This window comes from Planococcus antarcticus DSM 14505 (assembly GCF_001687565.2).
GTDB classification, from domain to species: Bacteria; Bacillota; Bacilli; order Bacillales_A; family Planococcaceae; genus Planococcus; species Planococcus antarcticus.
Map to the genome: position 1 here is coordinate 1,018,429 of NZ_CP016534.2, position 20,615 is coordinate 1,039,043.

19 protein-coding genes, 1 pseudogene and 1 riboswitch are annotated in these 20,615 nt (G+C 43.6%); of the genes and pseudogenes, 15 read left to right on the forward strand and 5 right to left on the reverse strand.

Going from position 1 to position 20,615, the window contains the following annotated elements; all coding sequences use genetic code 11:
* Positions 1-402 precede the first annotated feature (402 nt).
* Together BBH88_RS05010 and BBH88_RS05015 are read left to right on the forward strand one after the other, a co-directional pair.
* A complete protein-coding gene (locus tag BBH88_RS05010) occupies positions 403-963 on the forward strand; it encodes a thioredoxin family protein (RefSeq protein ID WP_006830131.1) in 561 nt (186 codons plus the stop codon).
* 78 nt (positions 964-1,041) lie between these two features.
* Positions 1,042-1,956 (forward strand): diacylglycerol kinase, encoded by a 915-nt coding sequence (locus tag BBH88_RS05015; protein ID WP_006830130.1) that lies wholly within the window; start codon positions 1,042-1,044, stop codon positions 1,954-1,956.
* 64 nt (positions 1,957-2,020) lie between these two features.
* Here BBH88_RS05015 and BBH88_RS05020 read toward each other — a convergent pair whose 3' ends face one another.
* Positions 2,021-2,449 carry an NUDIX hydrolase gene (locus tag BBH88_RS05020; RefSeq protein WP_006830129.1) on the reverse strand — a complete coding sequence of 143 codons (429 nt, stop codon included), beginning with the start codon at positions 2,447-2,449 and terminating at the stop codon, positions 2,021-2,023.
* Between the two features lie 204 nt (positions 2,450-2,653).
* Between BBH88_RS05020 and BBH88_RS05025 the strand changes: the two genes are divergently transcribed.
* The 7 genes from BBH88_RS05025 (at position 2,654) to BBH88_RS05045 (ending at position 10,021) form a co-directional block, all read left to right on the forward strand.
* Positions 2,654-4,000 carry a cytochrome ubiquinol oxidase subunit I gene (locus tag BBH88_RS05025; protein WP_006830128.1) on the forward strand — a complete coding sequence of 449 codons (1,347 nt, stop codon included), beginning with the start codon at positions 2,654-2,656 and terminating at the stop codon, positions 3,998-4,000.
* The gene (locus BBH88_RS05030; RefSeq protein WP_006830127.1) at positions 3,997-5,025 is read left to right on the forward strand and encodes a cytochrome d ubiquinol oxidase subunit II; all 1,029 of its coding nucleotides are present in this window, start codon (positions 3,997-3,999) and stop codon (positions 5,023-5,025) included. Before BBH88_RS05025 ends, BBH88_RS05030 begins: the two co-directional genes overlap by 4 nt.
* Before the next feature lie 14 nt (positions 5,026-5,039).
* Entirely contained in the window at positions 5,040-5,150 is a 111-nt protein-coding gene (cydS, locus tag BBH88_RS20010; RefSeq protein ID WP_407946497.1) for a cytochrome bd oxidase small subunit CydS family protein, read from the forward strand.
* 73 nt (positions 5,151-5,223) lie between these two features.
* Positions 5,224-6,585, forward strand: a complete 1,362-nt coding sequence (gene rlmD, locus BBH88_RS05035; RefSeq protein WP_065537154.1) for a 23S rRNA (uracil(1939)-C(5))-methyltransferase RlmD — start codon at positions 5,224-5,226, stop codon at positions 6,583-6,585.
* Between the two features lie 229 nt (positions 6,586-6,814).
* Positions 6,815-9,085 carry an excinuclease ABC subunit UvrA gene (locus BBH88_RS05040; RefSeq protein WP_006830123.1) on the forward strand — a complete coding sequence of 757 codons (2,271 nt, stop codon included), beginning with the start codon at positions 6,815-6,817 and terminating at the stop codon, positions 9,083-9,085.
* Positions 9,086-9,299: 214 nt separating this feature from the next.
* Entirely contained in the window at positions 9,300-9,458 is a 159-nt protein-coding gene (locus BBH88_RS19155; protein ID WP_238323414.1) for a Fur-regulated basic protein FbpA, read from the forward strand.
* Between the two features lie 44 nt (positions 9,459-9,502).
* Complete coding sequence (locus BBH88_RS05045; protein ID WP_065537153.1) at positions 9,503-10,021, forward strand: amidase family protein; 519 nt, start codon at positions 9,503-9,505, stop codon at positions 10,019-10,021.
* Positions 10,022-10,442: 421 nt separating this feature from the next.
* Here the strand turns inward: BBH88_RS05045 and BBH88_RS05050 are convergent, their stop codons facing one another.
* Positions 10,443-11,303: a TetR/AcrR family transcriptional regulator gene (locus BBH88_RS05050; protein ID WP_065537152.1), complete on the reverse strand. Its 861-nt coding sequence runs from the start codon at positions 11,301-11,303 to the stop codon at positions 10,443-10,445.
* Between the two features lie 165 nt (positions 11,304-11,468).
* On the opposite strand from BBH88_RS05050, the pseudogene BBH88_RS05055 reads away from it, so the two are divergent.
* The 4 genes and pseudogenes from BBH88_RS05055 (at position 11,469) to BBH88_RS05070 (ending at position 16,354) form a co-directional block, all read left to right on the forward strand.
* A pseudogene (locus BBH88_RS05055) lies at positions 11,469-12,937 on the forward strand (MDR family MFS transporter).
* 106 nt (positions 12,938-13,043) lie between these two features.
* Positions 13,044-14,204, forward strand: a complete 1,161-nt coding sequence (locus tag BBH88_RS05060) for a DEAD/DEAH box helicase (RefSeq protein WP_006830119.1) — start codon at positions 13,044-13,046, stop codon at positions 14,202-14,204.
* Positions 14,201-15,430 carry an aminopeptidase gene (locus tag BBH88_RS05065; protein ID WP_065537151.1) on the forward strand — a complete coding sequence of 410 codons (1,230 nt, stop codon included), beginning with the start codon at positions 14,201-14,203 and terminating at the stop codon, positions 15,428-15,430. The genes BBH88_RS05060 and BBH88_RS05065 overlap by 4 nt, the downstream gene beginning before the upstream one ends.
* A 12-nt stretch (positions 15,431-15,442) precedes the next feature.
* Positions 15,443-16,354, forward strand: a complete 912-nt coding sequence (locus BBH88_RS05070; protein ID WP_065537150.1) for an SGNH/GDSL hydrolase family protein — start codon at positions 15,443-15,445, stop codon at positions 16,352-16,354.
* Positions 16,355-16,638: 284 nt separating this feature from the next.
* Here BBH88_RS05070 and BBH88_RS19370 read toward each other — a convergent pair whose 3' ends face one another.
* Together BBH88_RS19370 and BBH88_RS05080 are read right to left on the reverse strand one after the other, a co-directional pair.
* Complete coding sequence (locus BBH88_RS19370; RefSeq protein WP_169314374.1) at positions 16,639-16,785, reverse strand: hypothetical protein; 147 nt, start codon at positions 16,783-16,785, stop codon at positions 16,639-16,641.
* Between the two features lie 65 nt (positions 16,786-16,850).
* Complete coding sequence (locus BBH88_RS05080) at positions 16,851-17,924, reverse strand: M20 family metallopeptidase (protein ID WP_065537405.1); 1,074 nt, start codon at positions 17,922-17,924, stop codon at positions 16,851-16,853.
* 147 nt (positions 17,925-18,071) lie between these two features.
* A riboswitch (TPP riboswitch) is annotated at positions 18,072-18,169 on the forward strand.
* A 96-nt stretch (positions 18,170-18,265) separates the two neighbouring features.
* On the opposite strand from BBH88_RS05080, the gene thiT reads away from it, so the two are divergent.
* The gene (gene thiT, locus BBH88_RS05085; RefSeq protein WP_006830114.1) at positions 18,266-18,841 is read left to right on the forward strand and encodes an energy-coupled thiamine transporter ThiT; all 576 of its coding nucleotides are present in this window, start codon (positions 18,266-18,268) and stop codon (positions 18,839-18,841) included.
* Between the two features lie 133 nt (positions 18,842-18,974).
* Entirely contained in the window at positions 18,975-19,727 is a 753-nt protein-coding gene (map, locus tag BBH88_RS05090) for a type I methionyl aminopeptidase (RefSeq protein WP_006830113.1), read from the forward strand.
* A gap of 135 nt (positions 19,728-19,862) precedes the next feature.
* Here map and BBH88_RS05095 read toward each other — a convergent pair whose 3' ends face one another.
* On the reverse strand, positions 19,863-20,597 hold the full coding sequence (locus BBH88_RS05095) for a TspO/MBR family protein (protein WP_006830112.1): 735 nt from the start codon (positions 20,595-20,597) through the stop codon (positions 19,863-19,865).
* Between the last annotated feature and the right edge of the window lie 18 nt (positions 20,598-20,615).

The window sequence follows — 20,615 nt, forward strand, 5'->3', positions numbered from 1 at the left end:
AGCAAAGCCCACTTGTCTTTCGGCTCCGCTTAGTCCGTGGGCGCGACGATCTTTAAGAGATTTTTGATAAATAAGGCAGTCAAACTGTATTGATAGTTATGTAAGTAGTTAGCAGTGTAGCTAGAACCACATAGTGGGAACTAAGTTTAGACTGGAGTCGTCTTTAAAACGATAGTCATTTGTTCCCTACACGCTGCTACAAGTAACCGTTTCTGAATCTTAGCCTTGAAGACTTTGCTGCACAACAGTAAACTGGTAATAAAGACAAATTTGGGCAATGGAATGTGTTCGATTAATCATTGGCTGTATGTGAATCTAACTGTTTTTAAGCGAGTAAAACTGCTGCTTGAAGAGTTAGAAGACTAATATAGCGATAAAGTAGGAAAAAGGAGACGTGATCGTATGATGACCGAGCAGCAGTATTTTGAAACAGGCATTACCTTGGAAAGTTATATGGCTCAAATGGAGTCGAACCAGCAAAAGTCCTACAGCATCTACGAAAAGTTTGAACTTCCAGAAGATCCGGAGTTTATGGCCTTGTTGAAAGATAAAAAACCCCATATTTTAGTTATCACCGAAGATTGGTGCGGAGATGCCATGATGAACAATGCCATCCTGCGAAAAATCACTGATGCGGCTGATTTAGAGGTTCATTGCGTATACCGGGATGAAAACCTCGAATTAATGGATCGTTACTTGACGAACAGCGGGCGTTCAATTCCAAAATACATCATCCTTTCAGAAGACGGCAATGTCCTTGGTGACTGGGGTCCAAGAGCACCTAAAGTGCAGAAGTTTGTCGATGATAAAAAATTGATGCTTCCCGAGAAGGACGATCCGCAATACGAGCTTCACATGAAAACGGTTATTGGTGAAATTTCGGACGGTTTTGTCTATAATAATGATTTTTGGCAAATTGTTTACGAAGATTTGCGCCAGGCATTTGAAAAAGCGTTAAAATAGAGAGCATGCTTATCCATAAGGAAAGCTCTGGCAACTGCCGAGATGTCCTTTACAGAAAGTCCAGAAAGGCTGAATCCCATGAAACGTGCACGTATTATTTACAATCCAACTTCGGGCCGAGAGTTGTTCCGGAAACACCTGCCCGAAGTTTTGGAGAAAATGGAGAAGGCCGGCTACGAAACATCCTGTCATGCGACCACTTGTGAAGGCGATGCCATTCAGGCAGCGTCGTTTGCTGTTGAGCGAAAGTTCGATTTAGTGATAGCTGTCGGTGGAGACGGTACATTAAATGAAGTTGTTTCGGGAATCGCTAAATTTGAAGATCGCCCTAAAGTTGGCCTAATCCCGATGGGGACGACCAATGACTTTGCCCGTGCTGTTCACATTCCGCGTGATATTACGAAAGCGGTCGATATTATCCTAAAAGGGAATTCTGTCCCCGTAGATATCGGTCTGATGAACGATGATCGCTATTTTATCAATATTGCAGGCGGAGGCAGACTCACAGAGTTGACCTATGAGGTGCCGAGTAAATTGAAAACGGTACTTGGCCAAATGGCTTATTATTTGAAGGGCATTGAGATGATTCCTTCAATCCGATCTTCACGTGTTCGGATTGAATACGACGGACAGGTTTTCGATGACAGTGCGATGATGTTTTTGATCGGATTGACCAACTCGGTTGGAGGCTTTGAGAGATTGGCACCGGATGCCAGCATTAATGACGGCAAGTTTACTTTATTGATTTTGAAAGAACTCAATATGGCAGAGTTTATTCGCGTGGCTTCTTTAGCTTTGCGTGGGGAGCATTTATCAGATCCCCATGTGATTTATGCAAAGGCCAGTAAAATTACAGTAACCACGCAAGAGCGGGTACTGTTGAATTTGGATGGGGAATACGGCGGTGTGCTACCGGCCGTATTCGAAAACCTGGCTGGCCATATTGAAATGTATGTGCCGATTGATTTTGTAAACGAAAAAGATCACAAATAAAAAGCTGGAAAATGGAATCACTCCATTTTCCAGCTTTTTATTTGCAGCGACCAGAGCCAGCTGCTCAAAGAAGTTCGATTGCCTTGTCTTGCTCTTCTGCTAGTTGCGGCAGATTTTTGATGGGCTCCCACCGGAACAACAATGTCATACCGTTGTCTCGGCCATGGCTTTTGATGGTATGTTCAAACTGCTCAATCGGTTTACCCGTGTATTCAAAATGAAAGATATTCCGCTCGTAGGCTTTGTCTTGATGTTCAGGATAATACGTATACTTATGGATTTTCCCGATGAAGTCGATAACTTCGCGCGGCAATCCTGTTTCTTCTTTTACTTCTCTGTATAAGGCATCGATCAAGAGCTCATCGTCTTCAATCGTCCCACCTGGTACTTGCAGTCCAACTTCCGGTTCACCTTTGTATTCAAATACAAGCAATTCACGATTTTCTTCATCGCCTCTTGTGATGTATGCAAATACTTTCCGCTTTGTTCTCACGATGTCTCACCCTTTTTCTTTATTCTCTACAGAATACTAAAAATTGAGAAAAATTTCAATTCTTTTCGCTTTATCTCTGTCACAGCTTATTCAAAGTTTGGCATAAAAACAAGGCTTGGGAAGCGTTTTGGAAAGTGGGTTTGATGTACAATAAGAACAAGAGTCACAGTGAATCACACGCTTTAACAAAAGGAGACGAGTAGATTGGAATTTCAAGACCCGGCTTTTCTGAGTCGCATTCTAACGTTATTGACTTTATCATTCCATATTCTTTACGCAACGATAGGCGTAGGTGTCCCTCTCATGATCATGATCGCCCAATGGGTAGGCATCAAGAAAAAAGACGAACATTATATTTTACTGGCTCGCCGTTGGGCCAGAGGATTTGTTATCACGGTTGCAGTAGGTGTTGTAACCGGTACGGCGATCGGCTTACAGTTATCGCTGCTATGGCCGAACTTCATGCAATTGGCAGGAAATGTAATTGCTCTGCCATTGTTTATGGAAGTTTTCGCATTTTTCTTCGAAGCCATCTTTCTGGGGATTTATCTCTATACATGGGATCGCTTTGAAGATCAGCGGAAGCATTTTCTGTTGCTTATTCCGGTTGCGCTTGGTGCAGCCGCATCTTCTGTTTTTATTACAATCGTTAACGCCTTTATGAACCAGCCGCAGGGCTTTGAAATACTGAATGGTGAAATGGTCAATGTCAGTCCGCTACTGGCTATGTTCAGTCCGGCAGTGCCGACGAAAGTGGCGCACGTTATGGCCACTGCGTTCATGACCAGTGCATTTGTATTAGCTTCCATTGCAGCGCTTCGCATGTTAGGCGGTTCCAACCATATTTACCATAAGAAAGCTTTGTTCCTAACCATGAAGCTGGGACTGGTATTTGCTATTGCTACAGCTTTAATCGGCGACTTTTCAGGTAAATATTTGGCAGAGTACCAGCCGGAAAAACTGGCAGCTGCAGAATGGCATTTTGAAACTGAAGAAAATGCAGGCTTGGTTATGTTTGGTATTTTAGATGGCGAAGAGGTCAAGTATGCCATCAGAATTCCTTACGCGTTGAGTATTCTGGCGCACAGCAATCCGTTTGCTGAAGTTACCGGACTAAATGAATTCCCAGAAGATGAAATACCGCCGCTGTGGATCCATTATCTTTTCGATACGATGGTGACCATTGGCATGTGGCTGGCATTCTTCTCGTTTGTCTATGTAGTTGCTGCTTTCCGCAACTGGTCGTTCATTCGAAAAAGATGGTTCCGCTGGCTCATAGTAGCGGGAGGACCATTGGCGCTCATCGCTATTGAAGCCGGGTGGTGGTTCACGGAAGTGGGACGCCAGCCTTGGATTCTCAGAGGTCATATGAAGGTAAGCGAAGGAGCGACCACCAGCGGCAATGTGGATCTGATGATTGTTTTGTTCGCCGGCTTATATCTTATTCTGGGTATCGGTACGGTTGTTGTTCTGACAAGAATGTATAGGCGCAACCCGGTTGAAAATGAATTAGCAGAACGCGAACGCGGCAAAGGCGGTGAAGAAGAATGACTCTAGAAATTATTGGGATTTCTGTTTTATGGTTATTTCTGTTTTTATACGTCATCGTGGCGTCGATCGATTTCGGTGCCGGCTTCTTTAATGCTTATAGCTCTTTTGTCGGCAAGCAACATATCTTAACAGGCGTTATTCAGCGTTACTTATCTCCAGTTTGGGAAGTGACCAATGTCTTCTTTGTTTTCTTCTTTGTTGGGATCATCGGGTTTTTCCCGAAAACCGCTTTTTATTACGGTACGACTTTATTAGTACCAGCGAGTATCGCCTTGATTTTGTTGGCGATTCGCGGTTCCTATTACGCGTTTGCAACGTACGGAGCTAAAATCAACCACAGAGGCTATATTTATATGTACGGCTTGTCCGGACTTTTGCTGCCGGCTGCTTTGTCGCCGGTGCTTGCCATGTCTGAAGGTGGCTTTATCCTAATGGATAATGGCCAGCCTTATCTGGATTACTGGGCCTTGTTCACGAGCCCACTGACATGGAGTATTGTGGTGTTAAGCTTAACAGCAGTCCTTTACATCTCGGCTACGTTCCTGACCTGGTATTCGGCTAAAGCCGGTGACGCCAAAGCTACCCATTTAATGCGCAAATATTCGTTGATTTGGGCGGGACCTGCCATTATCACGGCTACCGGCATTATCTACGAACTGCGCGGCCATAATCCGGAGCATTACGCGCGTATTCTTGACTTGTGGTGGATATTCGCTGTTTCGTTCTTGTTGTTTGCCGGTACGGTTTACCTGATCTGGAAAAAACGTCATTACGGATGGGCTTTCATTTTGTTGATAGGTCAGTTCTTTACAGCGTTCTTCGCGTACGGTGCTTCTCATTATCCATATTTACTGTATCCGTATTTGACGATTTACGACAGCTTTACAAATGAAGCCATGGCAATTGCATTGATCATTGCATTTATTGCAGGACTGTTCTTATTGTTGCCGTCGCTCTACTTATTGTTCCGTCTGTTCTTGTTCGATAAGGATTACATCGAAGGAAAATCGGATTACCACGCATAGAGGAGGCACTACCCATGCAGGATTTCATGATATTTTATGCACCATTTCTGGTTTTGTTCGGAGCCATTATTTTTGGTTTCTGGTTCTCGCTAAAAGATGGTCCCGTTACGAAAGACCGGGAATAAGAGCGCGTGCAGGCTTTTGCCTGCCGCGTTTTTTTGTTGTATGATAGGTAAATGTGAAATGGAGTGAATATTTTTGAAACCAGTAAACAAAAATGACCGAATAACAGTCCATGTAGAAGACTTGACGCACGATGGTGCAGGTGTAGCAAAAGTTGACGGCTACCCGTTATTCATCCCAGGCGCTTTACCGGGAGAAGATGTCTTAGTTCATGTGCTGAAAACCTTGAAATCATATGGCTTTGCAAAGTTGATTGAAATACAGCAAGCCTCACCGTTCCGTGTGGATGCCCCGTGTCCGGTTTTTGATACGTGTGGAGGCTGCCAGATACAGCACTTATCCTACGAAGGGCAAATGACCTTTAAACAGAAGTTGGTGCGCGATGCTATCACACGGATAGGCAAATTGCCGGACGTGCCAGTGCATCCAGTGAAAGGCATGGAACATCCGTGGCGTTACCGCAATAAATCTCAGATCCCATTTGGCACGCAAGATGGCAAAGTTGTAGCTGGATTTTATCAGCCGCGGTCGCATGATATTGCAGATACAGATACATGTTTGATTCAAACGCCTGAAGCGGATGCTATTATGGTCGCTTTGAAAAAGAACTTGATTGAGATGGGCATTGAACCTTATGAAGAAGCGACACACCGTGGCATGCTCCGCCATGTAGTGGTCCGAAAAGCCCGCGCTACTGGAGAAATTATGGTGGTGCTGGTGACTAAGAAAAAGAAATTCCCTCAAGCGGCTCGCGCCATTGAATTGATTCAAGCAACAGTCCCTGAAGTTACGTCGATTGTCCAGAACATCAACAGTGAGAAAACCAATGTTATTTTTGGCGAAGAGACGTTGACGCTGTGGGGCAAAGATGTCATAGAAGATCGAATTGGAGACGTTCGATTTGAAATTTCCGCGCGTTCTTTTTACCAAATCAATCCTGAACAAACAGAAGTTCTTTACGGACAGGCGCTTGAATATGCTCAGTTGACGGGTGAGGAAACTGTCATCGATGCGTATTGCGGCATTGGTACGATTTCGCTATTTCTTGCACAGCAAGCTAAATTTGTTATGGGTGTTGAAATTGTGCCACAAGCCATTGAAGATGCAAAACGCAATGCGGAGTTGAACGGCTTAGCCAATACATTGTTCGAAGCAGGACCTGCCGAACAGGTCATTCCCCGCTGGTACAAAGAAGGCAAGAAGGCTGACGTGTTAGTGGTTGACCCTCCGCGTAAGGGCTGTGATGAGCAGTTGCTACGGACTATTCTCAAACAGCGTCCGACACGTGTTGTCTATGTGTCTTGCAACCCGGCAACATTGGCGCGTGATTTGCGTATATTAGAAGACGGCGGCTACAGCACCAAAGAAGTGCAGCCTGTCGACATGTTCCCACAGTCCACACATGTGGAATGTGTAGCACATTTGGAACTAAGATAAAAATTAAAGCCTACTTCCAATTGGAAATAGGCTCTTTTTTAGAGGGAAACTTGTACTTGGTAGATAAATCAATCGGAGGCATCATATCCGAAAGATGAAAATCACTATGATTAGTAATCTTGTGCAAGAACAATTATTCCTATTCTTGTTAGTGTGAGTTTCAGTAAAATAGGGAATCATTAAGTAGCAAGAGAATTCCTCGGTTGAGTTGAAAAAGGAGGATGACAAAATGACTGATAAAAAAGATGAAATCATTTTGAGAGGACTTCAAGAAAATAATTTAAAAAATATAGATTTAAACATCCCAAAAGAGAAAATTAATGTTTTTACCGGTCTTTCAGGGTCAGGGAAAAGCTCAGTGGTGTTTGATACATTAGCAACGGAAAGCAGAAGGCAAATGACATTGAATTACCCTCTTTATGTTAGACATCAAATGCCGAGGTACGAAAGACCTCATGCTAACTTGATGCAACACTTAAGTCCAGTTGTCGTTGTGGAACAGAAACCAATAAGAGGAAATTCCCGCTCAACTATTGGCACTTATATGGATATTGATCCATTGATCCGACTGTTGTTCTCAAGAATCGGCAGTCCATCGATCGGTTCAGCCACTGAATTTTCGAGTGATAGTTCTTTCGGTAAATGCCCAGAATGTAGTGGTTACGGAGAAGTCATTGCACCTGATATAACAAAAATAATCGATGACACGAAATCACTCAGAGAATCCGCAGTGAAATTTAAACCGCTATCTCCTTCAGGGTGGCAAGGCAGATGGATGGTGGATGGCGGATTATTTGATCCTGACACACCCATTAAAGATTTCTCAAAAGAAAAGTATAATCTTTTAGTATATGGACCACCGGAAGGCGAGCGGGCATTTGCTACTTATTATACAAAAGACGGCTCTCAGGACTACGAATGGGATGGAATAATTCCGAGATTTGTACGTCTTTACATTAATAGAGATGTCTCTAAGCTAAAAAAAACGTCTCAAGAAGATGTCTTAGCTATGTCTACACACACATTATGCCCGACCTGTGAAGGTTCGGGATTAAATCCCAAAGTACTAGAATGCAAAATTAACGGCTTTAATATCGCACATTACGACCATTTGGAGCTGACAGAACTGCTGGTTGAACTGGCAAAAATAAAAGATCCTATCGGAAAATCAATTGCACAGCAAGTGTATCCAAATGTAAAACAACTTGTTGATTTGGGATTGGGTTATTTAAGTCTCACTAGAAAAATGGGTACTTTATCTGGCGGGGAAGCGCAACGAGTGAAAATTGCGCGTCATTTAGGCAGCAGCTTAAATAACATTACCTATATTTTTGATGAACCCAGTGCGGGACTTCATCCACAAGAAATAGAGATGTTAACTCAAATGTTGGAAAGCTTGCGAGATAACTACAATACCGTAGTCGTCATCGAACATAATTTAGCTGTAATAAAAACAGCAGATGAAATAATAGAGATGGGTCCAGGAGCGGGCGTGAGTGGTGGAGAAGTGGTTTATCAAGGCGAACAAGAAGGGTTAAAAGTAGCCTCAGCCATAACCACTTTAGATCATAAACTCGCAATCAATAAAAACCCCAGAAAAGTAGAAAGCCGGTTCTCGATACAAAATGCCTCCGATAACAACTTGAAAAATATAAACGTGGAAATTCCAAAAAATGTTTTGGTTTCTGTGTGTGGCGTTTCAGGTTCCGGCAAAAGCTCTTTACTATTTGGCGCATTTTTAGAGAGGTATCCCGAAACAATCTCGGTTAGTCAAGGCGGCATCGGAACTTCCAGCCGTTCGACACTCGCTACTTATATGGGAATTATGAATGACATTCGGTCGATTCTTTCAAAAGAAACGGGACAGCCAGCGGGACTGTTCAGCTTTAATTCGTTGGGGGCGTGTCCTATCTGCGATGGCAAAGGCGTCACCACGCCAGACGTAGCTTTTGCGGATCCAGTGACCGTCACATGTGAGGCTTGTAGAGGTACAAGGTATTCAGATAAAGCATTGTCTTATCGCTATGAAGGAAAAAATATAGTGGAAATTTTAGAACTCACGATCGACGAAACAAATACTTATTTGAAAATGCCAAAAATCATAAGAAAAGTAGATACGTTAAAAGATGTAGGGTTGGGGTATTTGACGTTAGGACAGACGACAAGTTCGCTAAGCGGAGGAGAAGTGCAACGTCTCAAACTGGCCAGCCAACTTAAAAAAGAAGGGCAAATCTATCTGTTAGATGAGCCTTCATTAGGGTTGCATACAAAAGATAATGATCATTTATTAGACGTTTTCCAAAGCCTCGTAAACAAAGGAAACTCTGTAATCATCATCGAACACAATCTAAACTTTATTGCAGCGAGTGACTGGGTAATCGAAATGGGTCCAGGCGGGGGAAAGAAGGGTGGACAACTATTGTTTGAAGGAACACCAGACGAGATGCTGAGCTCAAGCACAGTGACAGCGAAATGGTTAAAAGAAGGTGCGAAGGAATAGTTTAGCTAACTTCTCGAAATATGAATCTAATCAAGTAATCAACCGTATAAGCATTATTTGGCAAGTGAGAAAAGAGCTTGGTCAGCGGAGAATGCTGATTAAGCTCTTTTTTCGGTTTAGACAAAAAATTTTACTTTACTGAGTTACAGGTTTTAAAGAGACGAACTATAGGGTAAATACAAAGGAATACTTCTATAAGGAGAGAACGATTAGTATGGAACAAATACCCGAGTCAAAATTCACTAACAAGCGTGAAACCATTATTCAGGGACTAGTCGAACAAAATGTCTTTAAAATCAATGGACGCCAATTGTATGAAACTTCATTTTATGAGTTGATGAAAACCTATATAGAAAATGAAAAAGCCGGTTGATTCCGGCTTTTTTCAATGGCTGATCTAAAGCAGGAGAAATATTCATGCATGATAAAAAACTAGAGATGTATCGTAAGAATCAGTTGGATGAAATGACATTTGCCGAAATACAGCAAGAGATGACGAACAGCAATTTAACTTCCGAAAAATTAGTTTTAATGTACAAAGAAACAATTTCAGTACGCAATAAAGAAACAAACGCAGTCTTTGAAATACATCCAGAAGCGTTACCAATTGCACAAGCACTTGATTTTGAACGACAACAAACGGGGCCGCGTTCATTTTTGCATGGCATTCCCATTTTGCTGAAAGACAATATAGATACCGGCGATAAAATGCATACAAGCGCAGGTTCTTTAGCGCTTGAAAACCACTATGCATTGCGTGATGCTAAAATCGTAGAGAACTTACGCCGAGCAGGAGCTGTTATTCTTGGCAAAGCCAATATGACAGAACGGGCAAATTTCATGTCGGAAAAAATGACCAACGGCTATAGCTCACGAGGCGGACAAGTGAAAAATTCATACGGGGAATTTGATGTCGGGGGAATCTATATAAGTTGAACGAATGATTCCAGGGCTGTTAATGTTCCGCCAATCAGCTGCTAAGAGCTGGCGCCGAGCGAACTCGGGCCTGCCCCCGAGTGGATTTCTTTCCATGTCACTTACGCTGCTCTCATAACAGTCTCCGCTGGTTTGTTCCGTATCCGGATGACTTGTTACTCAAGGTTGCATAGAAGAAAGAGCGGAAGACGGCGAAGGGCAAAGATGTGCTCCTGCATCGCTGCGCTAGCTCGGTCGCAAAGCCATTGCCCGAACCTCTCTTCGTTCAATGACTTTCCTGCGGAAAAACGGAGTGACGAGAAGACTGAAGCTGAAACCACGGAAAGCGAAGTGACCGGACCGATTGGGGTTATACACTGCTATTCATTTTGATTAGACTTTGTCTATGGTCTGAAGCGAAGCCATCTTTGGCTTCGCTTTTTTATGCCAACTCGTCTAAATGCTTCCATACTTGTTCTATCAATATCGACAGTTCAGATTTGATCTGTTTATCGTTAGCCAATGTAGTGAGGACACTTTCAATCAATGCCTTTCTTGGTGTTTCCATTGCCAACTCTATTGCTAGAAACTGCACCAACTGCTGTGTATTGGCGTGGTTTTTTGTTTGTTCAGCATATATTTCTAGCATATCGGAAAGCTCTTTAATACTAACATGGTCAGCTAAAGTGGCGGTAGGTAATCGAAGCTTGCCGATAAAGCTATCTTTCGCCGCGATTTGAAGAGTAATAGTCGCCTGTAGACGGCGAACGACGAAAGAAGAAAGTTTATCTGCCGGCAACTCTTCTTCAGAAACGAGACGCCACAAGTGAATCAGTTGCTGAACATAGCCATGGACAAAAGCCGCATTCTCTAATGCATACGGAGCGGCTTCTTTGCCAAAGACATCAATGATTCGGGAAGAAATCCATTCCATTTCCAGCGTATATTGTTTAATGGAAAATGATTTTAGTTCCGGATCCTGCGAATAGAAGATGTTTTCGTAGAGAGAAAACAGATTTTTTTCAAGATTCAGCTTGATGCGAATATTTAGTTGTTCTGCCAGAACCTCTGGATCGTTGGTCAGCATTCCGAGAGCTGCAGCCAATCGTTGTTGCCGAATTTCGCTTCCAATTTCTTCCGTAATTGCCATGAGGCATTCTGCTTTAGAGCTGAAATATTTATAGAAAGTTCCTTTGGACACGCCAGCTTCATCCAGGATGTCTTGAATAGAAGAAGGGTTATAGCCTTTATTGATGAAGAGATTGTAGGCCGCGCTTAAGATTTGTTGTTTTTTAGGATTCATATACCTCACCTTTATACCGTTAGTCTATCTTTATAGTATAGAAAAAACGCTTTTAAATCAATATTTTAAGTTATTTATCAAAAAAACTTGAAAAAATTATACAACCGGTATAAAGTGATCAAATGAAGAAATAGAAAAGCGTGCTATATATGGAGGAAACTAAATATGACAGAACAGAAAAAAACACCTTATGGCATTATTGCCATTCTTTTTACCGGCGCATTCGTAGCAATCTTTAATCAAACACTTTTAAATATCGCATTGCCTGAAATAATGCTGGACTTGAATATTGACGCTTCTACGGCTCAATGGCTCGTAACGGGTTATATGCTAGTCAACGGGATTTTGATTCCGGCCAGTGCATTTTTCATTCAGCAGTATTCAAACCGTTCGATTTTTATTATTGCAATGTCGCTGTTTGCACTTGGAACGCTATTAGCTGCAGTAGCCCGGCGTTCAGCATCTTATTAGTGGGAAGAATGATTCAAGCTGCTGGTGCAGCATTGATGATGCCATTATTGATGAATGTGATGCTGTCTGCTTTTCCGGTTGAAAAACGAGGATCTGCGATGGGCGTGTTCGGGCTGGTCATGGTCGTTGCACCTGCAACCGGGCCGACTCTTTCCGGTTTTATCGTTGAGCATTACTCATGGCGTGTACTTTTCTGGATCGTCTTGCCAGTAGCCTTGATTCCACTTTTACTAGGGATCTTCAAATTAAAAAACCTGACATTCCAGAACAGGGACATATCGCTTGATAAAGCTTCGCTAGCTCTTTCAAGTCTAGGGTTCGGCGGTGTGTTATATGGATTCAGTTCAGCCGGGACGCTGGGCTGGACCGATCCGGTTGTTGTGGTTACCATTGCTATCGGTGTCATTTCACTAATTGTTTTCGGTTTCCGTCAGTTGAAACTGGATGAACCGCTGCTGGAAATTCGGATTTACAAATATCCGATGTTCGCCTTATCATCCGCTATTTCAATCGCTCTTTCCATGTCGATGTTCTCGGCGATGATCCTGATGCCTATCTATATTCAAATTATAAAAGGAATTTCGCCGATCGACTCAGGTTTGCTGATGCTTCCTGGCGCGTTGGTCATGGGCTTTATGTCTCCGATTACCGGTCGACTTTTCGACCGGTTCGGGGCAAAAGTGCTGGCCATTCCTGGTTTGGCCATTGTCGTTGTGACAACCTATATGTTCAGCCAATTAAGCATTGATTCCAGCTATGTCAGCATCATGTTGATTTATACACTTCGAATGTTCGGCATCTCGATGGTGATGATGCCGGTCATGACGAATGGCTTGAATACCTTGCCGATAAAAGCTTACCCGCACGGCACTGCAATCAACAACACCTTGCAGCAAGTGGCAGGGGCCGTGGGTTCTGCCTTTTTAATCACCATCATGAACACGCGCACTGAGTCTAGAGCTGTAGAGTTGGCAGCGGAGGGGATTGCTCCCGATAGAATCATGAATCTGGCAATGCTCGACGGCATTAACTTCTCATTTTTCGTCTCGACTTTTATAGCCTTAGTGGCGCTGATTCTGGCATTCTTCATTAAGAAGCCAGTTCGTCCGGTAACTGAAGTGGAAAAAGAAATCGTTTATAGACGACAAGAAGTAACTGAATAATCCATGAGGCTAGCCCGTATGTGGGTTGGCCTTTTACATGTCAAAAAAGGCGGCGGTACGGCAAATATGGTACACTAAAAGCATTGAAAAGAAGGTGGAATCGCAAATGACTTTTATAAATGAATTAAGCCCAATATGGCAAGAAAAATGGGAGAAAGCTGGATTCGAAACAGCTATGCCGATTCAAGAACAAATGATTCCGGAAATGTTGGCTGGCAATGATATTGTTGCAGAATCTCCGACAGGTTCAGGTAAGACTTTGGCATACGTCTTGCCAATATTAGAGCGAGTTAATCCAGAAAAACCGGCAATCCAAGCAATGATCGTTGCTCCGTCACAGGAATTGTCGATGCAGATTGTTAATGTATTACGTGAATGGACAGAAGATACTGACGTGACAGTTACTCAGTTGATCGGCGGTGCAAATATGCAGCGTCAATTGGAGAAACTCAAGAAAAAGCCGACGATTGTAGTGGGGACGCCAGGACGCCTAAATGAATTGGTGAAAACCAAAAAGCTAAAAATGCATGAAATCCGAATTTTGGTATTGGATGAAGGCGATCAGCTAATGGCACGGGAACATCGGGGCATCATGAAGGACTTGATTGAAAAAACTCAACATGAACGCCAATTGGTGCTGGTATCAGCTACTATTACTGAAGAAATAGAATTGGTGGCGGAACGTTTGATGCAGCATCCGACACGTCTCCAAGTGACAGCGGAAGATCTGCCGATGTTTGGAAAAGTAACACATTCCTTCGTCAAAGTGGATGAGCGCGACAAAACCGAAATGCTGCGTAGTATTTCGCATATCCCAGACATGAAAGGTTTGGCATTTGTTAATAATCTGGATCAATTGCTAATGAAGGAAAATAAATTGAAATTCCGTGATGCGAAAATCGTAACCTTGCATTCGGAGATGAAAAAAGATGAACGTAAAAAAGCATTGGATGCTTTCCGAAAAGGAGAAGTGGCTGTGTTGATCGCTACAGAAGTAGCGGCTCGTGGATTGGATATTGACTTAGTGACGCATGTCATCCACGTCGACGTTCCTCAAACGGTCGAGCAGTATTTGCATCGCTCAGGAAGAACCGGAAGAGCAGGAGCAGATGGAGAAGTACTGACTTTATTGGCGTATTCCGATGAGCGTCATTATAAGAAGTTCACTAAGGAACTGCCTTCTAAACCTGTTCAAAAAGTGATCCATGGTGGAAAACTGATCGAAGGTTCTAGCAAAACCATTGCGACAAAGGGGAATAAACGATGAATTTTCAAGAAAAGCTTGAACAATATGCGGATTTAACAGTCTATGTAGGGTTAAATGTTCAAAAAGGGCAATTTGTCGTGATCAATACGACGACCGATACGCTTGAATTTACACGAATCGTTGTTAGAAAAGCTTATGAAGCAGGCGCGAAACGGGTACAGGTTAACTACGAAGATCCAGTGCTAACACGGACGCATTTTGAACTCGCGCCCGAGGATGCCTTTAAAGAATTTCCGAAATGGTCTGTCGTCCAGCGTGATGAAGTAATCAATACGGGTGGTTCTTTCCTATGGATTGATGCGGAAGATCCGGATCTATTGACTGGAATTCCAGCAAAACGGTTGGCTGATTCGCAAAAATCGGCCGGTAAAGCATTAGAACGTTATCGCCAGGCGGTTGGAACAGACAAAGTCGCCTGGTCGATTGTAGCGATTCCATCTCTGAAATGGGCACAAAAAGTATTTCCAGAATTGTCGGCTGAAAAACAGATGGATGCCTTATGGCAAGCTATTTTCAAAACGGTGCGAATTGGTGAAGGGGATGCAGTGGAAGCTTGGAAAAACCACATCGCTTTATTAGAGCAGCGCGCTACTCAATTAAATGATAAACGCTATGTGAAATTGCAATATACCTCACCTGGGACAGACTTGACGATTGAACTTCCAGACAAGCATATTTGGATGTCTGGTGCGTCAAAAACGCCTCAAGGCAACCCGTTTATCGCTAATATGCCAACAGAGGAAGTTTACACTGTGCCTTTAAAGCACGGAGTAGATGGCACGGTTCGCAACACAAAGCCATTGGTTTATCAAGGCAATGTTATTGATGGCTTTACGCTGACTTTTGAAAAAGGAAAAATTGTTGATGCAAAAGCGAAAACAGGGCAAGAACTTCTTGACGAAATGATCAGCGCAGATGAAGGGGCGGCTTACTTGGGGGAAGTGGCATTGGTGCCATATTATTCTCCAATTTCCGATTCGAATATTCTGTTCTACAATACATTGTTTGATGAAAATGCCTCAAATCATTTGGCAATCGGTGATTCTTATCCGACCTGCTACGAAGGGGCACGTGATTTGGAACGTAATCAATTAGCAGCGATTGGCCTTAATACCTCAATTGTCCACGAAGATTTTATGATCGGCAGTGGCAGCATGGATATTGATGGTATCACAGCCAATGGTTCAAAAGAGCCCATCTTCCGAAATGGAAACTGGGCATTCTAAGAGGTGATTGGGATGAAGAAGTATTGGATTGCGACAATGGCGGGATTTATGCTGTTCAGCGGAACGGCTGCTGCTGCGGCTGAGCTTCAAATTCCAGCAGCGTACGTTGCAATTGGGGACTCGCTGGCGGCTGGACAAACACCTGAACGCCAAATAGATGCTGGTTATGCGAATTTGATTGCTCAGGAACTGTCGCGCAATCAACCTGTGGCATCTTTTTCGAAAAGCTTGGCATTTCCGGGGTTTACCACTAATGATGTATTAGAGAGTATTCAGACGGACGAGGCGGGGGAAGTGCTTTCCTCGGCAAATCTTATTACCGTATCGGCAGGAGCGAATGATTTGCTGCGTCTGGTGCAGAATGATCCAAAACAGGGATCTTTAACTTTTCAGCAGGTCCAGGTTGATTTTGCACTTAACAAAGCAAGGAAAAACATGGACTTGATCTTGGCTGAGCTTACTGAACAGTCTCCTGGTGCAGCTGTCTACGTGATGGGCTATTATTTTGCTTATCCACATGTTCGTGACAACCAGAAGAATGGAACGGCCAAGCAGCTTGATCGGCTCAATGAAATTCTTCAGCGCTCGGCTGAAAAGGCGGGTGCCATTTTTGTATCGGTTGACCAGTCTTTTGGCGCGAATGCCGTGGATAAGGTTCCGAATGCAGCAGATGTTCACCCAAACGTAGCTGGTTACCAGGCAATGGCAAATGCATTTTTCCGTGAATATCAAGAAGCATGGACTGTGGAGGATCTCGAATTGCCGCCGCCAAATCCATTTTCTTTCGAACAAATAATGGAAGCACAGGAACAAGAAGACCAGGAGAATCCGGAGGACAGCGAAGTTGAAGAAACAGCACAGCGGCCTTCTGATCACAGCCCGACCGGCTACCTGGCTTTGCAGGAATCAATCCCTCATATCTAGAAAAGCGAAAGCGTCCGTTTAGATTCGACGGGCATAAGACGCTCCGGCGAAGCGGCATGTTTTCAGCCGCACAGCACGAAAAGTGAAGATGCCTGTTCAGCTCTTACATCCCGAGGAGCTAGGCACTGCAACCGGACACCAGGTGGCTTATGACCCTAGAATCTGGGTGCCGGAGTCTGGACGATAAGAAAAGCGAAAGCGCCCGAAGAGTCGATATTGCTTTCTTGATCTAAAAAAACATAAAAAAACGTTCCGGCATATTTTATGCCGGAACGTTTTTTTACTTAGCGTTTTTTCCCACGAGTAGTAGGTTGTTTATCAACTGATTGTCCAGTCTTGCCTTGTTTTCTTTTATTTAACACTTTGCGGATAATCGGGTATGCGATAGGACCATATTTTATCGCGGATTTCAATAATCTTCCAATTGCCATTTGAATCTCTCCATTCATAGGGGTGATAAGTATCATTTTCCCGAATTCTTCATAATGCAAACCTTTCACTCAGATTGCGCATGGGCCAGCAGGATCTCTTTGTACGAATGGACACTTGAAATTAACACATATTCAGCGTTGCCATGCCAATCATCGCCGCTTGGACCGAATTCGATAGCACCTTCGCCTCCAGTGACAGCTGCATAATATCGGGTATCTGCGGCACCGTGTTGACCGAATAAAATAGGTTCCTGCTCGGTCGTTTCCAGAATTGCTTTCTGTAGGCTTTGGATAAATGGATTTTCTTTAGTTGTTGTCAGAGCAGGCGTAGAACCCGAAGCCTTGTAATCCATATCGAGATGTAAGGTGTCAGCCAAGTCTACTAGCTGGCGGACGATTTCATCTTTGTCCTGTCCCGGCATAAAGCGGATATCATAGGACATTTCGCAAATTTCAGGAACCACATTGTAGCGTTCTCCCGCTTTGATGATGGGCAGGTTGACGGAAGGTTGCTCGTAATATTCCGTTGATTCTTTTCGGAACGGCAGATCAGCGATAGCCATATGGAATTTCATCGCAGACTCAATAGCATTGATACCTTCCCACGGCCGGCTGCCATGGGCGGGTTTGCCTTTGAACGTCATATCCATTCGCAGGATGCCTTTGGATTGCAGTCCTACTTTCAATCCGGTAGGCTCGCCGCAAATGACGAAGTCTCCATGGAAGCCTTGTTCGACAAGCCATTTGGACGTGTTGCGACCGCCAATTTCTTCATCGGTAACGATATGAAGCTGTACGATGCGGTTGGAGCTTGAACTGTCGAGTTCGACAAAGGCCTGCATCATCGCGGCAACACCTGCTTTCATATCTGCGGAGCCGCGGCCATAGAGGCGGTCCTGTTCCTCCATTGGCACAAACTGTTCTTCGTGGCCCGGAACCACATCGACATGACCATTCCAGACAATGGTCTCAGTGCCTTGTCCTTTGGCTGCTGTCAGCATCATATAGCCTTTATTGTCGTGAACAGTGACGGTCTCGCCTTTAGCCTTTAGCCAATCTGCACAAAAAAGAAGAGCTTCATTGGCTCCTTCCTTTGTATCGCTTTGAATTTTAATCAGTTCTTTTAACAGTTTAATCATTTTTTTGGCAAGCCCAAAATCACGGCTGCCTTCACCACCTTTCAAATATCTTCGTTATTCAAGTCTTTACCCTATGAATCTATCTTAAAACAGCCTTGCATTAAAAGGGAGGTTTGTGTACAATACAGGGGAAAGTCAAATATCTGTATACACCACAAGGGGAGCTTTTGCTGAGAGTGAACATTCGTTCTTACCCTTTGAACCTGTAAGTTAACACTTGCGCAGGGATGTGGATGGAAACCGGCCCTTACAACGGCGCCAGGCTCTGTCCTGGCGTCGTTTTTAATATGGTTTTATTCACGGCCCTTCTGGTGATGTGCACAACACATAAGGAGGAAGTCATGAGAAATAAAAAAGTGTTATTAATGATGGAAATCGCTATTTTCGCCGCTCTTGGATTTGTTTTGGATTTTATTTCTTTCCGCATGCCACAAGGTGGTTCTGTGAGTCTTGTGATGATTCCAATTGTTTTAATCGCCTTTAGAAGAGGTGTCGGTGCAGGAGTTCTGACCGGAATTTTGGTGGGGCTGTTGCAGATCGTTTCTGGCATTATTTCCGTGACTCCATTGTCGTTTGGATTCGTTGTTATGCAGGTCCTATTGGATTATATTTTGGCGTATGCAGTTGTGGGGCTTGCTGGCGTTATGCGAGCAAAATATATGCAGCATGCGCAAGCCAAGCAAACCGGAAAGATGCTAACGGCTATAGTAGCGGGAGTACTGATTGCTTCTGCGCTCCGCTATCTCGTCCATGTCATTACAGGCATTCTGTTCTTCGGTATGTTTGCTGAAGGCAATGTCGTCATCTACTCGGTCATCTATAATGCGACTTACATGATACCGGTATTCTTGCTGGCTGCTTTTGTCTGTGCTGCGCTTTTTTCGGCCGCACCAAAATTGGTGGATGCAGAAGCTTAAACTCTAGAAGGCTGTCCTTTGGCAGTCTTCTTTTCTATGCTTAGATCCAGCAGTTGTTAAATCTGGAGAAGAGCCTCACTTATAATTTTGTGGTATAATTCTTGAATAGAAAAGCTTGAAAGAAGGGTAATTGATGATAGCAACTACTGAAAAAGATATTGAAATGTTAAAAAAAGCCGGCCAAATGGTGGCCGAAATTCGGGAAACGATGAAAGCTGCAACCAAAGCGGGAGTCACCACCAAGGAAATTGACGAATTGGGTGGTAAATTATTCGAGGAGCTGGGCGGTGTTTCGGGTCCAAAATCAGAATACGATTTTCCTGGATTTACATGCATCAGTGTTAATGAAGAAGTAGCTCATGGCATTCCAGGTGACCGCGTGATCAAGGACGGAGACATTGTCAATATTGATGTATCAGGATCGTATGAAGGATTTTTCTCCGACACCGGAATTTCATTTGTCGTAGGTGAAGGACATGCAGATAAGGAAAAAATCTGTGAAGCCGCTGCTTCAGCTTTTGACCGTGCGATGACGAAAGTCAAAGCCGGTGCAAAACTAAACCAAATCGGTAAAGCAGTCGAACGCGAAGCGAAAGAACAAGGTTTATTCGTCATTAAGAATCTGACCGGGCATGGCATCGGTAAATCATTGCATGAAGCCCCTCAGCATATTTTAAATTACTACGACGCGTGGGAGACGACTATTCTTAAAGAAGGCATGGTTCTTGCGGTAGAGCCGTTTATTTCACAAAAGGCAGAGCACATCGTAGAGTCAGGCGATGGCTGGACATTCATCACGCCGGACCAATCCTTAGTAGCGCAGATTGAGCATACTGTACTTGTTACAAAAGGTGAACCAATCTTGCTGACCAAACTGGAAAAATAAAAAACCGCATACGTTAAGCATTAAAGAGATCCAGTTCAAACGACTGGATCTCTTTTTCTTATTTATTTCACGAGAGAAGTTCTACGGCACAAAAAAACTGTGGACATACTCGTTCTAATCGAGCCGTCCACAGCATTATTGAACTATCGGTGAAGTTCTTTTCTTTATTAATAAAATACCGGTTAATATGACGCCGCTAAGGAAAAGGGAAGCTGTTGTCACTAGCATTTCGTCTGTTCCGTGCTTGACGGCAATCCCAATGAACGCCCAAATGAAAACCAATGCAAAAGGAATGTCCGCGTGGTGAAAGCGAATATGCAAAGCAAGCGCAGTCGCTACTGTTAGCATGATCACTGTCCAAAGTTGGTCACTGAGTCCCCAGCCGCTCCAATTATAATAAGTTAGAACGAAACTGATGTTGGCGATGGTGGCCACGCTGATCCAGCCCATGTTAACCGAAATTGGCAGCCGTTCAGTGAACGTTCTTTCCGAATTTCCGTATTGTAGATAAAGAGCGATCAATGCAACCAGATAACCGAGCATGGCGACGATTGACCAGGCGAAAAATTCATAATGCCATAATAGTAGCCAGCTAATATTGAAAACGCAGCTTAAGATAAAGAATAAGGCGATCTTGGATGAGGGAATTTCTCCCTTTCTTAAACGCATCCAGAAAGCAATGATCCAAACAGCCAGCAAAAGATAGATGATAGACCAAATTGAAAATACATAACCGGCTGGTGTAAATAACACAAGGAGCCGATTAGAAATTTCGCCTGTAGTTTGGCCATTAATTGGCAAGGTGTTTGCTAAAGTATTCATGACGACCACAGCGATAAAAGCGATTGTCATAAGCAAAATACGAATCATGCGAAATCCCCCCTTCTG

Bases quoted from the DNA above. Each gene is read 5' to 3' on its own strand.
- BBH88_RS05045 (WP_065537153.1), top strand. From the start codon at position 9,503: ATGCATGATAAAAAACTAGAGATGTATCGTAAGAATCAGTTGGATGAA.
- BBH88_RS05065 (WP_065537151.1), top strand. From the start codon at position 14,201: ATGAATTTTCAAGAAAAGCTTGAACAATATGCGGATTTAACAGTCTAT.
- BBH88_RS05010 (WP_006830131.1), top strand. From the start codon at position 403: ATGATGACCGAGCAGCAGTATTTTGAAACAGGCATTACCTTGGAAAGT.
- BBH88_RS05015 (WP_006830130.1), top strand. From the start codon at position 1,042: ATGAAACGTGCACGTATTATTTACAATCCAACTTCGGGCCGAGAGTTG.
- BBH88_RS05095 (WP_006830112.1), bottom strand. From the start codon at position 20,597: ATGATTCGTATTTTGCTTATGACAATCGCTTTTATCGCTGTGGTCGTC.
- BBH88_RS05050 (WP_065537152.1), bottom strand. From the start codon at position 11,303: ATGAATCCTAAAAAACAACAAATCTTAAGCGCGGCCTACAATCTCTTC.
- BBH88_RS05070 (WP_065537150.1), top strand. From the start codon at position 15,443: ATGAAGAAGTATTGGATTGCGACAATGGCGGGATTTATGCTGTTCAGC.
- map (WP_006830113.1), top strand. From the start codon at position 18,975: ATGATAGCAACTACTGAAAAAGATATTGAAATGTTAAAAAAAGCCGGC.
- thiT (WP_006830114.1), top strand. From the start codon at position 18,266: ATGAGAAATAAAAAAGTGTTATTAATGATGGAAATCGCTATTTTCGCC.
- BBH88_RS19155 (WP_238323414.1), top strand. From the start codon at position 9,300: ATGGAACAAATACCCGAGTCAAAATTCACTAACAAGCGTGAAACCATT.
- BBH88_RS05040 (WP_006830123.1), top strand. From the start codon at position 6,815: ATGACTGATAAAAAAGATGAAATCATTTTGAGAGGACTTCAAGAAAAT.
- BBH88_RS05080 (WP_065537405.1), bottom strand. From the start codon at position 17,924: ATGATTAAACTGTTAAAAGAACTGATTAAAATTCAAAGCGATACAAAG.
- cydS (WP_407946497.1), top strand. From the start codon at position 5,040: ATGCAGGATTTCATGATATTTTATGCACCATTTCTGGTTTTGTTCGGA.
- BBH88_RS05030 (WP_006830127.1), top strand. From the start codon at position 3,997: ATGACTCTAGAAATTATTGGGATTTCTGTTTTATGGTTATTTCTGTTT.
- BBH88_RS05060 (WP_006830119.1), top strand. From the start codon at position 13,044: ATGACTTTTATAAATGAATTAAGCCCAATATGGCAAGAAAAATGGGAG.
- BBH88_RS19370 (WP_169314374.1), bottom strand. From the start codon at position 16,785: ATGGCAATTGGAAGATTATTGAAATCCGCGATAAAATATGGTCCTATC.